The organism is Gilliamella apis (assembly GCF_002142155.1).
In the GTDB taxonomy this organism is placed as follows: Bacteria; Pseudomonadota; Gammaproteobacteria; order Enterobacterales; family Orbaceae; genus Gilliamella; species Gilliamella apis.
The window spans coordinates 21,995-34,186 of sequence record NZ_NASD01000009.1; the positions used below are offsets into that span (position 1 = coordinate 21,995).

Genomic DNA, 12,192 nt, shown 5'->3' on the forward strand with positions numbered 1-12,192 from the left:
AACTATAAGAGTAGTAACTCCAGCGAAAAACCATGTAGCTTAATACAATAAATATGGCAACTAAGAAGGTATTAATAATGTTTTTCCGATTAATTATGGAAATGGAATACTGATTAAATGCTATTGTGGAAATAGTAAAAAGAATTACTGAATTAGGTATTTGAAGTAAAAAATTGATTAAAACTTGCTTAACAATTTTCAAGGCAATTTGATCAGTCCCAACATATAACGATATAAAATCGTTATCAAATTTGGTAAGATAAATAACGGTAAAAACACTATATAATAACCAATAAAATACCACTAATAATAGTGGTAATTTGAAGAGGGTTGTTTTCATTTTAATTCGTATACCTATTTTTTATTTATTTCAGCCATTAACAACAATTTGAACTTGTTATTCACCTCGCAATAAGCAAACTGTTTAATCGAGTCAATAAATGGTATCGCCATTTGCCACTGTTTAAATTCAGGCTCAATTTGCAGATTTTGGTTAATAAGTATCTCGTTTATTTGAATAAGTAGCTGTTTATAAAAAATTAAATCATTATTTGCTAAAGCATATTCTTCATTTTGTTGCCAAAAGTTTAGTAGACCGGCTAAATCTTGCTCAATTTGTGAGGAAAGAATAGTAGGAGTTAAGGTTAAGTTATCTAATAAACGATAGCCCCGAGAAGCCTTACTCTGAGAAAATAGATGTAAGTTAAAGCGACTTAATTCGATCGCAAAGTTGAGCAAATCTTGCTTATTGCCTTGTTTGATTTCTAACTCTACCTCTTGTATTGGCATAGATAGACCATTTGAGGTAATTTGCCCCAAATCTAAAGCAACTTCAATTTCGCTATTGGCAAATGAAATCAGCCAAGTTTGCCGTTTAAAATTGGTGGTAAAAAGAGGCCTTAACTGCGTTAACCCATTAGGTAATGCCTCTTTCGGTAGGACACTTAAATCGAGCTTATCATTAGGTAAAGGTTGGTTAATTTCAATGCGTTCATGTAATCCACCTACAGAATTACCTTTTGATTTTAAGGTAATTTCAAAACACTTACTTTGCTCAGTTTCTGTAGTTCGAATTCGAAGACCACAACCATTAAGTCGTAAAAAATGATCTTCAGTATCGTAATAAGTGTTAGTCAGATTTAATTGATTAACCAAATGTTGTTGCGATGAAAACTCGGCTTCATCACAACAAACCCATTGATTTAAGTAATTTCGTAACTGCTCTATATCACTTTGATTGATTTGAAACTTTAATTCAATTTCATTACTCATTTGTCTGTTTTTTATCAGTTATTTTGTTATATGATATACTGATTATTTTCAGAAATATAGCCAATCACTAATTAATAGACAATGTCTGTTTTTGTAGGCTATAAAGCTTAGTAAATAAGCCATTTTTAGCCATTAATTGCTGATAATTGCCTTGTTCTACAATTGAACCTTGATCTAAGACAATAATATTATCCGCACCAATGATAGTTTTTAAGCGATGAGCAATAACAATGACAGTTCTATCTTTTACTAGATTAGCAATGGCTTCTTGAATATAAACTTCATTTTCGGGATCCAAAGAAGCGGTAGCTTCATCAAGCAAAATAATAGGTGCATTTTTTAATAATGCTCTCGCAATCGAGATACGTTGCCGTTCACCGCCAGAAAGTTTACTACCGTTTTCACCAATTAATGTATTCCAACCATCAGGTAATCGAGCTACTAGCTCATCACATCTAGCGATTTTAGCCGCTAGTTTTACCTCTTCATCAGTAGCATTATGCCTACCAATTCGAATATTATTCATGATGGTATCATCAAATAATACTACCTGTTGAAAAACAAAGGCCATGGAGTGCATCAAGGTTTCAGGATCAATCTGTTTTATATCCTGATTACCGATGGTGATTTTTCCTGAATTTACATCCCAAAAACGAGCAATCAACTGTAATAAGGTACTTTTACCACTACCAGATGGCCCAACTAGTGCTGTCATTTTTCCTTCAGGTATAGTGCAACTTACATTATTAATAACACTTGTCTGGTTATAGGAAAAATTAATCTGATCAATATTGATATTATAATTAGTAAAAGTCACCTCATCTTTACCTTCCATAATAGGTTCATTTTGCAGACTCTTCATTCTATCGATAGAAACCAGCATATAGAACAGTTCAGGTAATAATGTTAAAACTGAAATTAAAGGACTATAAATTCGTGAGCTAATAATTACAAAGGCAATAAAAGTAATTGGATCCAAACTTCCAGAAACCATTAAAGTTACTCCGAGTAAAACAACAATACCTAGACCCACTTGTAATGTCATAGTAGACAAAGTAACAATAATTCCACCTATTCCTTCAAACTTAATTGATGCCCACATCATATTTTTCAAAGCTTTATCTAAGCGCTGGAATTTTTTACCACTTAACCCAAAACCTTTTATGATTTTTATACCATCGAGATATTCTTGAACCTCATCGGAAACAGCTAATTTAGCTTGAACATGTTTTTCACCCAATTTTTGTTCGAGTCTTTTACCGGCAACAACAATAATAATAGCAATCGGCAGAGTACAAAAAATAGCTGCAGCCATCCGCCAATCATAGAATGCTAATAAGCAACAAGTTATTAGACTACTAACGGAATATCCTATTAATTGCGGTATAACGTGACTAAGCATATTTTCAATAACCGCACAATCACCCATAATATTTGCAGTAAGTTCAGAAAGATCTTTTCGATTAAAAAAGCTTAGTGGTAATTTGCGAAGTTTTTCAGCAACCGCAATTCTAGTATTAGCCGCTTGACCAAAAGCATTAGCGTAAGTCTTTTTATATTCTCTTTTATAACAGATTAAGAACAAAATTGCCGATAACACGCCTAAGCCTGCCATTATCCAAAGATAATAAACATTCACTGGTATTTGGTTAGTTAAAGGCTCAATTAACAACATGATTACCTGTAATAAAATTACAAAGGGCAACATTAATGTCAAATTGGATAAGGTACAAGCAATGATAGCTTGATTAAGATTTTTACTTTCTATATCTGACAACATCAATATTTTTTTAAACATGTGCAACTCCATCATTATGACAAGAGTGATCTGAATGACAATTTTTAGCAGATTTTGGCTGATCCATTTGCCAATCTAATGTTTGTCTGTAATATTGCCACATTTTGTAATAGGTATTTTGTTTATCAATAAGTTGTTGGTGGGTTCCTTTTTCAACAATACTTCCTTTATCTAATACCACAATTTGATCGGCATCTTTTATTGTTGATAGACGATGAGCAATCATAATAACGGTTTTACCTTCCATTAATACTTTTAAGGCAAGTTGAATTTTGTATTCATTTTCAGGATCAGCAAAAGATGTAGCCTCATCAAGAATCAATATAGGTGAGTTTTTTAGTAATGCTCGAGCAATTGCTAATCGTTGCATTTCTCCACCAGACAAATGCAATCCTTTAGAGCCTATTACAGACTGATAGCCATCTGGTAATTTTTCAATAAAATCATGACACTGAGCAGCTTTAGACGCGGCAATAACTTCGTCTAGATCGGCGTCTGGTTTGCCGATTTTAATATTATCTAAAATTGTTTGCTTAAAAAGAAAAACATCTTGGAACACAAAGCTAACTAATGACAATAAATATTCACTACTCATTTGTTTGATATCTATACCACCAATGGTTATTGATCCTTCTCTAGGATCAAAAAAGCGCGGAATAAGTAATGAAATGGTACTTTTGCCACTACCAGAAAGCCCAACTAATGCGGTCGTTGTTCCTTGTTTGGCAGTAAAAGAGATGTGATTGAGGGCATTACTTTCTAAAGAATCATTATCTTTATTCTCATTATAAGAGAATGTAACATCATTAAAACAAATGTCATAATTATCAACTTCAAGACCTGATTCAGGTTCAGCCAATGATTTTATATTGAGGACATTATCCATATTTTCAACACTTTTAACTGCTCTTTGAAAACCTTGTGATACATATAAAAGTTTGAAAAAAGGCGCAGGTAAAGCTAATGAGAAAATTAAATAGAAAATAGATGACAAAATAAAATTGGCATAATTTTCTGTTGTACCTAGTAATAAAATCATTACTGGAATAATAAAAAGATAGATATTATTTAATATGAGCAAAAATAGTGCCATATGATATTTAAAACAATCTATAAACTTAAGGCAATATTGTTGATAAGCTTTGATCGATTCATAAAAGCGTTTAAAAGAAAAGAAAGTTTGATTAAAAGCTTTAACCACTGTTATACCACGAATATATTCAACTGATGCATTACTCATATCAATTAATCGGGTTTGGAACTCTTGCATATTGTTTTTAATTTCTTTACGACGATAACCGCTTTTCAAAACAATATAAGCTAAAATGATTGGTACCAATGTTGCCAAGCCTAAACGCCAGTCGAAAATGGCTAAAATAATAAAAATAATAATTGGAGTAGCAAATGAGCCAATCATATCGGGCAGCTGGTGTGCAATAAAAATCTCTATTTTTTCAATATCATCATCAACAATTTTTCGTAATTCACCACTTGAATGTTTAGTGTAAAATCCAAGAGGCAAACATGATAAGTATCGAATAAAATTGTATTTTAAATGATAAAGCGTTTTAAACGCAGCAATATGCGAGAGACAAAGTGCAACAAAATTTAAAAATATAGATGATGCCGCAGCAATAAAAGCTACCCACCCATAATCGATAATAAGTTCATTATTTAATGTTGTGTTGTTGGTTAGACTGATAATAATTTCATAAACAATGTAATATACTGAAATAAAAGGAATAAAAGCAGTAGCAACGCTTAAGATTGAAAATAAACAAGATAAAATGATAAGTATTTTATATCGAAAAGCAAGTTGCCAAAGACGAGAAGTAGGATTGTTATTACACGTTTTCATAAAATGAACACTCCATTGTGGTAATAATAATCATTATCAGTTATAAATTTTAAAATAACAATTACTTTTGCCCCTACTTTGATTTATCTTAGCTATTACTATTATAGATATTACAGACAAAAAAAGACTATCCTATTTATGACTAAATAATAATATTGTAAATAAGATAGTGAAAAATTTGATTATTCTTGTAATTAAGAATAATTATTTGACAACTCGGAAAGGATTAACTGGCTTCGGTTTAACATTTTCTGCTGGTTTATTCGCACCTTCTCTGAGAGCTTTATAATATGGTTCATCCTCAAATCCCATACCAACACCATTTTCACGAGCATAAATAGCTTCAATAGCCGCCATGGGTACAACAATATGTTGAGGTATACCAGAAAACCTAGCATTAAATTCGATTTGTTCATTATTAACTAAATATTGGCCAACCGATTGTGGAGCAATATTAAGAACTATTTGATTATCTTTTATAAACTCTTGCGGAACTAATACGCCATATACAGAAGTATCAACCACAATATACGGAGTTAATTCATTATCTAAGATCCAGTCATAAAAAGCCCTAAAGATATAAGGACGACGTGGAGTCATGTTATCAAGTTCCATAACGGTACCTTATTTAATTGCTAATCTGTCGTTAGATAAAAAATAAACTATTACGCTCTAATTTTCTTTTCATCTTCAGTTAAAGAGCTTATAAAAGCTGGACGTTCAAAAATGCGAGCCATATAAGCAAGATAATTCTTCTCGGCTATTTTTGGCAACTCAATACCAATCATAGGTAAACGCCAAAGTAGAGGAGCAAAATAACAATCACATAATGTAAAATCATCACTCATAAAGTAATCTTTTTCTTTAAACATTATCGAGATTGATACTAGATCATCAAGTAAATTTTTACGTGCTTGTTTAGCTGCTTCGCTGTCCGGATTAGCTAAAATTGTTTCGTAAGCGCTATACCATTCTTTCTTAATGCGATACATGGTTAATCGAGAATTCGCTCTTACAATTGGGTAAACAGGCATTAGCGGTGGATGAGGAAAACGTTCATCTAAATATTCTAATGCAATATGTGGTTCATATAAGGTAAGGTCACGATCAATTAGTGTTGGAATTGAACCATAAGGATTTAGATCCAATAATTCTTGAGGTAGATTATTTGCCGTAACAAACTCAATTTCAGCTGTTACCCCTTTTTCTGCCAACACAAAACGAATCTGATGGCCATAAATATCTGTTGTATCACAAAATAATGTCATTACAGAACGTTTATTAACAGCAACAACCATGTTCACTCCAAATATGCAAATTTAAAATAAGTTATTATATGATTGCTATTCTAGCAAATTGGATAACAAATTTGTTAAAAAAAATGAATTTTCTTTTTGTTTTTTCTCAGATTTGTATTTTTTTCGTCTTAGAAAAAGATTATATTTTTAGATGAGAATAAAATATTTATGATATATCATATTGAATAATAATAAATTATTTTTATTTAGGTGGTTGTTATCTAAATTTATATAGTAATAAATAAAACAGAAAAAAAACCCAGCTTGCGCTGGGTTTTTGAAACAAATTTGTAACGTAGCAATTAACGTTTGCTGAATTGTGGACGACGACGAGCTTTGCGTAGACCCACTTTTTTACGTTCAACTTGACGCGCATCACGAGTAACAAAGCCCGCTTGACGTAATGAAGATCGTAAAGTTTCATCATATTCCATTAATGCACGAGTAATACCGTGACGAATTGCACCAGCTTGACCTGAAATACCACCACCTTTAACAGTGATGTAAAGATCAAGTTTGTCAGTCATTTCAACTAACTCAAGCGGTTGCATAACAACCATACGAGCTGTATCACGACCGAAGTATTGCTCTAATGAACGTTTATTAATAACGATATTTCCACTACCTGGTTTGATAAACACTCGAGCAGCGGAACTTTTGCGGCGACCTGTACCGTAATATTGATTATCAGCCATCTTCTATCCCCTTAAATATCTAATACTTGCGGTTGTTGTGCCGCATGATTGTGCTCACTACCTGCATAAACTTTTAGTTTACGGTACATTGCACGACCAAGAGGACCTTTCGGTAACATGCCTTTTACAGCAATTTCGATGACTTGTTCAGGATGACGTTCAATCATTTCTTTAAAAGTCGCTTCTTTAAGTCCACCGATGTAACCAGTATGACGATAATAGATCTTATCAGTGCGTTTTTTGCCTGTTACAGCAACTTTTTCTGCATTGATAACGATAATATAGTCACCTGTATCAACATGTGGTGTATATTCTGCTTTGTGTTTACCACGCAAACGGCTTGCGATTTCAGTAGCTAAACGACCTAACGTTTTACCTGCTGCATCAACAACATACCAGTCGCGTTTAACTGTTTCTGGTTTAGCTGAAAAAGTACTCATTCGTATTTATCCAAATTTTAATTAATCTCACGTTAATAAATCATTTGATTTATTTACACTTTTTGATTGCTACTATTAACTAACTAACCCCTTCAAGTTGCTATACTAATTTTGACAATCGAAAACAGTGTTGGGAAGAACACTGTTGTAACGTGGGTGGCAATATTATACAGAAATATTATAAAAGCGCTAGAACTTATAATAAAAAAACCATAGCGATAAAAAACAGTAACTGCTACACTTTTAGTTAACCTTTAATTACACGATATCAATTGATGAAAAAATTAATTCAACTTACCGAAAAAGATTATATAAGCAAAGGACTACATAGAAAGTGCTACCACCATCCAGATGATCCGAATAAATGTATCAAAGTGAATTATAATGATGGTGCCGAAGAGGAAACAAACCGTGAAATTGCTTATTATAAACATCTTATAAAACGCAAAATATCGTGGGATGTTTTAGCAAAATATTATGGCTCAGTAACAACTAATTTTGGACAAGGACATGTTTTTGAATTAATTAGGGACTATGATGGGAAAATTGCTACACCGTTAGAAAAATATCTCTTTCACGAACAATTAACTCAACAATATTATAGTGAGTTAGTTGTATCACTTAAAGCATTAAAAACAGCGTTATTAAAAGATCGAATTATTACCATGACAATCAAGAGTAAAAATATTTTATTTCAGCATTTGTCATCTGAAAACAATCGCTTAATCATTATTGATAATATAGGTAATTCAACCTTTATTCCGATTGCTAATTATGTCGGATTTTTTGCCAAAGCAAAAATAGAACGCACTTGGCAACGTTTTTTGTCATCACTTATTAAAGAAAATCAATATAACAATTTAATAACTAAGTTAATTGATGAAGTGAATCATTAAGTCTAACTTCGGCAATAGTCCCTGTTTGACGGTCCTGCCGATTTCTTAATGTAAATTGCCCATGATGTAATTTAGTAATTCGATTAACGATACTTAAGCCAAGTCCTATTCCATTATGTTTACGATCCATTCGGAAGAAGGCTTGGGTTAAATTTTCAGTCTTTGATTCATCAATACCACAACCTTCATCTTGAACCGCAATAATAATATCTTGAATGTCTTTATAAAAACATATCGTAATTTTACTTTTAGTCGGACTATATCGATAACTGTTTTCAACAAGATTGCGAATCAGTAAACGAATCAGAGTAGCATCGCCACTAAAAGTAATCTTATTAGTAATTTGCCATTCAATCGTTTGTTGTTTCTGTTCTGTTAATTCAGTTAACTCATCAAAAAGTGACATTTGAATATCATCATAAAAATTAATTTTTTGATACTGACCTAACGTAAATTTTTGACTAGCCCTAGCAAGCATTAAAAGTTGTTCTACGGTATTGACTAAACGATCTATACGTTCAATTAATTCACGACAATCAATTTTATTTTTTGCTTCAAGTAATTCTAAATGCAGACGAATACCAGCCAATGGTGTTCGCATTTCATGAGCAACATCGGCAGTGAATAGACGTTCTTGCGAAAGAGTATTATTGAGTCTCTCAAATAAATTATTTAATACCAGTGTAATCGATTTGATTTCGCGCATATTACTAATTGGTTTTATTGGTTTAAGATTATCCGCGGTTCTTTGATTTAGATCCTTTTCCAGAATCTCTAAAGGTTTAGTAATCCATTTAATAGCTTTATAAGCTAAAAATAATGTCACAGCCATCATAGAAAAAGCTGAACAAAACAGAGCAAAAATAGCCTCTAACTCCTCGTGCTCAACTACTTCGTCGATTTTATTTTTACTTAATGTTAAATTAACTAGAACATCAATTTGCTCTTTACTTTCATGCCATAACCAAAATACCGTAATAATTTGGCAAATTAACATAATAGCGCCTAAAGTAAAAAAAAGATTCCAACGAATACTATGACGGATCTTGGTCAAGGATTTTTCAATCATAAATTTATCATTCACTAAATTTAGAATAATAGCTAATTATCAATATTGAGTTGATAACCATATCCACGTACAGTTTTGATTAAATGTTTACCTAATTTATTTCGTAACGCATGAATATAAACCTCAAGCACATTTGAACTAGGATCACTTTGCCAATCATATAAATCATTTTGCAATAAATTACGATGTACTTTTTCTCCAGCTTTTAACATTAATCTAGACAATAAAATAAACTCTTTAGGTGTTAATATAACTTCTTGTCCATTTAATGTCGCTGTTTGTCGTTTAATATCAATGCTAATCGGACCATAATTAATAACATTATCAGCTGTTCCTTGATTTCGACGAATCAATGCCCTGACTCTTGCTAGTAATTCAGTTAAAGCAAAAGGCTTAATTAAATAATCATCAGCACCAAGATCTAAACCTTCTACTCTATCTTCAATAGTATCGCGGGCAGTTAAAATAAGAACAGGAACCTCAATTTGTTTTTTACGCCAACGAGTGAGTAAATCTAAACCATCGCAATCTGGCAGTCCCAAATCAAGAATAATTAAACTGAATTGCGAAAACTCTATATGTTCTTCCGCTTGCTTACCATTAGATGCCACTTCACAAACATAGCCATCAGACGTTATACCATCGTATAGCCCTTTTTGTAATAAACTATCGTCTTCGACTATAAGTATTTTCATTATAGTTCAACCTTAAGTAGATTTGAAAAATATCCTAGCTAGCATAGTTAACTAGTATATGCCTAACCTTGAACAACTTAAATTTTTAATCATTTATAAATTTTGTAATATAGAAACCAAAATTTTTTAATTAAATAAACTGATATAAAACTTAATAACATACCAACTAGAATATCTAGTGGCCAATGAACCCCTAAGTAGATACGACTCCAACAAACAAGTAAAGCAACTACAGTAGATAAATAAGCAAACGATTTAAATTGCTTTTTATAATTTAAATAAATAGAAAAACAGATAGTCCAAATAAAAACAGCATGCTGACTCGGTAACGAACTCGTTTTATCATGAGTTAAAAAATTAGTACCAACATTAAGTACAAATGGCCGTGGCGAATAAAATAGATGCCTCATAATAAAAGTAACAGTTAGCACCAATGCTAAACTTATTAAAATTTTTATCACCAATGTTCTATATACTGGTTTGTATATACAGTATATTCCTAATAAGCCAATAGGTAGCAATATTAAGTAATTAGCACAAAACACAGCAAAAAGAATAAACAACTTCGAAGCGTGTTCTTGAGCATTAATTAATAAAAAAAGATGAGTGTTCATATTAAGTAACATATCAAAACCAATATTGATAATATTTACTTATAATTTAGCAAACAAAGCTTAAAAGAACCTTAATAACCTTTTTGACTTTTTTAGAGATGTTTTGCTCAATACTATTAAAACAAACCATCTAGCTATTTTTTGCGAGAAAATAAATGATATTTTGGTAATACTGATACTGTAAAATCAAGTGTGGCACAAATAATAAAATAAACCATAATAACAAACAAAAAAATCTCTGTAGGATAAACCATACTACGATTATTAATTTGGGTAGCAATAAAGGTAAACTCTGCAACACCAACGATATAAGCTAGAGAGGTATCTTTAATTAATGATACCCACTGATTAACAAAGGAAGGTAACATCATTTTTAATGCTTGTGGCAAGATAATAAAAATAATGACTTGGGTTTTCGTGAAACCTAATGAAAAAGCTGCTTGCCATTGTTCTTTGCCAATAGCTACCATTCCTGCATGAACAGAATGACCAATGTATGCACCACCAATTAATGATAAAGCAAAAATCACAGTAGTGATAGCTGGCACATCAATATTTAATAAAACTGGCAATAAAAAATAAGTCCAAAATATGAGCATAATAACGGGAATCGCTCTTAAAAAACCTAATACAATAACTAAAAGTTTACGTAAAAATCCGTCACAAACCGTTAAACCGACTCCCGCGAAAATACCCAAAATGGTCGAAAAAACAATAGCAGCAAAACTCATTAACAATGTTAATACTATGCCACCAGGGAAATTACCAAAAATAAGATAATCGAGATTATGCCAAATAATTTCAAAACCCTTAAAATCCATAACGTATTAGACCTTGCCTATTTGTAAATATTTTGATTGATAAATATTGCCTAGGGTACCCACAATAACAATAGCGAAAATATATAAAAAAGTTGCTACTGCAAAATCCTGAAATGTTTTTAACGATTCGGTTTCTACTTGACGAGAAACATAAGATAGTTCTAACACACCTATTGCCATGGTTAGCGATGAGTTTTTGATAATATTCATATATTGACCGATCAATGGAGGAAAAGCGATACGAAAGCTTTGCGGTAAAATAATAAATCGCATACTCTGCCAACGAGTGAGACCTAACGCTAATGAGGCTTGTTCTTGTCCATTACTCACCCCCATAATACCAGCCCGGAATTCTTCAGCAATAAAAGCACTGGAATAACATGTTAAACCAATTAAACCAATAATAAATTCAAAAGATGGCATTTTTAGAGTGAACAAAAACAGTTGAATTTCTGGTTCATCAAATAACCATAATTTAAACTCAATCGGTAACAAATTACCAATACCAAAATACCAGAAAAAAAGTTGCGGTAGTAATGGCGAATAACGAAAAATGGCGTTATATCCAATAACAACGCCTTTGATAATTTTAATATGACTTTGCTGAGCAATAACTAATAAAAATCCTAATGTGGTAGAAAAGATAATTGTTAAAAAAGAGATAGCCATAGTGACTAAAAAACCATCCCACAACCACCACAAATAACGTGGCTCTAGTAATTGCTCATACATATAA

The 12,192-nt window shown here is 31.8% G+C and carries 13 protein-coding genes; 1 reads left to right on the plus strand and 12 read right to left on the minus strand.

The window, feature by feature from the left end:
• Positions 1-354: 354 nt before the first annotated feature.
• The 7 genes from B6C84_RS05730 to rplM all read right to left on the minus strand — a co-directional run bounded on the left by B6C84_RS05730 (position 355) and on the right by rplM (position 7,361).
• The gene (locus tag B6C84_RS05730) at positions 355-1,272 is read right to left on the minus strand and encodes a CYTH domain-containing protein (RefSeq protein ID WP_086320211.1); all 918 of its coding nucleotides are present in this window, start codon (positions 1,270-1,272) and stop codon (positions 355-357) included.
• 67 nt (positions 1,273-1,339) lie between these two features.
• Positions 1,340-3,070, minus strand: coding sequence for an ABC transporter ATP-binding protein (locus B6C84_RS05735; protein ID WP_217332091.1), 1,731 nt, complete (start codon positions 3,068-3,070; stop codon positions 1,340-1,342).
• Positions 3,063-4,928: an ABC transporter ATP-binding protein gene (locus B6C84_RS05740; protein ID WP_086320213.1), complete on the minus strand. Its 1,866-nt coding sequence runs from the start codon at positions 4,926-4,928 to the stop codon at positions 3,063-3,065. The genes B6C84_RS05735 and B6C84_RS05740 overlap by 8 nt, the downstream gene beginning before the upstream one ends.
• Positions 4,929-5,132: 204 nt before the next feature.
• The gene (locus tag B6C84_RS05745) at positions 5,133-5,543 is read right to left on the minus strand and encodes a ClpXP protease specificity-enhancing factor (protein ID WP_065614285.1); all 411 of its coding nucleotides are present in this window, start codon (positions 5,541-5,543) and stop codon (positions 5,133-5,135) included.
• 50 nt (positions 5,544-5,593) lie between these two features.
• Complete coding sequence (locus tag B6C84_RS05750) at positions 5,594-6,226, minus strand: glutathione S-transferase N-terminal domain-containing protein (RefSeq protein WP_065614286.1); 633 nt, start codon at positions 6,224-6,226, stop codon at positions 5,594-5,596.
• Positions 6,227-6,528: 302 nt separating this feature from the next.
• Positions 6,529-6,921, minus strand: coding sequence for a 30S ribosomal protein S9 (rpsI, locus tag B6C84_RS05755; RefSeq protein ID WP_034901366.1), 393 nt, complete (start codon positions 6,919-6,921; stop codon positions 6,529-6,531).
• An 11-nt stretch (positions 6,922-6,932) separates the two neighbouring features.
• A complete protein-coding gene (gene rplM, locus B6C84_RS05760; RefSeq protein WP_034901369.1) occupies positions 6,933-7,361 on the minus strand; it encodes a 50S ribosomal protein L13 in 429 nt (142 codons plus the stop codon).
• A gap of 275 nt (positions 7,362-7,636) precedes the next feature.
• Between rplM and B6C84_RS05765 the strand changes: the two genes are divergently transcribed.
• On the plus strand, positions 7,637-8,257 hold the full coding sequence (locus B6C84_RS05765) for a YrbL family protein (protein ID WP_086320214.1): 621 nt from the start codon (positions 7,637-7,639) through the stop codon (positions 8,255-8,257).
• On the opposite strand, the gene pmrB is transcribed toward B6C84_RS05765, so the two are convergent.
• The 5 genes from pmrB to B6C84_RS05790 form a co-directional block, all read right to left on the minus strand.
• Positions 8,229-9,326, minus strand: coding sequence for a two-component system sensor histidine kinase PmrB (gene pmrB / locus B6C84_RS05770; RefSeq protein WP_086320215.1), 1,098 nt, complete (start codon positions 9,324-9,326; stop codon positions 8,229-8,231). The two genes, B6C84_RS05765 and pmrB, sit on opposite strands and share 29 nt — an antisense overlap.
• A gap of 32 nt (positions 9,327-9,358) precedes the next feature.
• Positions 9,359-10,021 carry a two-component system response regulator PmrA gene (gene pmrA / locus B6C84_RS05775; RefSeq protein ID WP_034901372.1) on the minus strand — a complete coding sequence of 221 codons (663 nt, stop codon included), beginning with the start codon at positions 10,019-10,021 and terminating at the stop codon, positions 9,359-9,361.
• An 89-nt stretch (positions 10,022-10,110) separates the two neighbouring features.
• Entirely contained in the window at positions 10,111-10,635 is a 525-nt protein-coding gene (locus B6C84_RS05780; RefSeq protein WP_165754888.1) for a phosphatase PAP2 family protein, read from the minus strand.
• Between the two features lie 134 nt (positions 10,636-10,769).
• Complete coding sequence (locus B6C84_RS05785; protein WP_086320217.1) at positions 10,770-11,456, minus strand: amino acid ABC transporter permease; 687 nt, start codon at positions 11,454-11,456, stop codon at positions 10,770-10,772.
• A gap of 6 nt (positions 11,457-11,462) precedes the next feature.
• Positions 11,463-12,188 carry an amino acid ABC transporter permease gene (locus B6C84_RS05790; RefSeq protein ID WP_034901374.1) on the minus strand — a complete coding sequence of 242 codons (726 nt, stop codon included), beginning with the start codon at positions 12,186-12,188 and terminating at the stop codon, positions 11,463-11,465.
• Positions 12,189-12,192 lie beyond the last annotated feature (4 nt).

Coding starts and splice junctions, on each gene's coding strand:
- rplM (WP_034901369.1), bottom strand. CDS start 7,361: ATGAGTACTTTTTCAGCTAAACCAGAAACAGTTAAACGCGACTGGTAT.
- pmrA (WP_034901372.1), bottom strand. CDS start 10,021: ATGAAAATACTTATAGTCGAAGACGATAGTTTATTACAAAAAGGGCTA.
- B6C84_RS05735 (WP_217332091.1), bottom strand. CDS start 3,070: ATGTTTAAAAAAATATTGATGTTGTCAGATATAGAAAGTAAAAATCTT.
- B6C84_RS05750 (WP_065614286.1), bottom strand. CDS start 6,226: ATGGTTGTTGCTGTTAATAAACGTTCTGTAATGACATTATTTTGTGAT.
- B6C84_RS05765 (WP_086320214.1), top strand. CDS start 7,637: ATGAAAAAATTAATTCAACTTACCGAAAAAGATTATATAAGCAAAGGA.
- B6C84_RS05780 (WP_165754888.1), bottom strand. CDS start 10,635: ATGAACACTCATCTTTTTTTATTAATTAATGCTCAAGAACACGCTTCG.
- rpsI (WP_034901366.1), bottom strand. CDS start 6,921: ATGGCTGATAATCAATATTACGGTACAGGTCGCCGCAAAAGTTCCGCT.
- B6C84_RS05740 (WP_086320213.1), bottom strand. CDS start 4,928: ATGAAAACGTGTAATAACAATCCTACTTCTCGTCTTTGGCAACTTGCT.
- B6C84_RS05790 (WP_034901374.1), bottom strand. CDS start 12,188: ATGTATGAGCAATTACTAGAGCCACGTTATTTGTGGTGGTTGTGGGAT.
- B6C84_RS05785 (WP_086320217.1), bottom strand. CDS start 11,456: ATGGATTTTAAGGGTTTTGAAATTATTTGGCATAATCTCGATTATCTT.
- pmrB (WP_086320215.1), bottom strand. CDS start 9,326: ATGATTGAAAAATCCTTGACCAAGATCCGTCATAGTATTCGTTGGAAT.
- B6C84_RS05745 (WP_065614285.1), bottom strand. CDS start 5,543: ATGGAACTTGATAACATGACTCCACGTCGTCCTTATATCTTTAGGGCT.
- B6C84_RS05730 (WP_086320211.1), bottom strand. CDS start 1,272: ATGAGTAATGAAATTGAATTAAAGTTTCAAATCAATCAAAGTGATATA.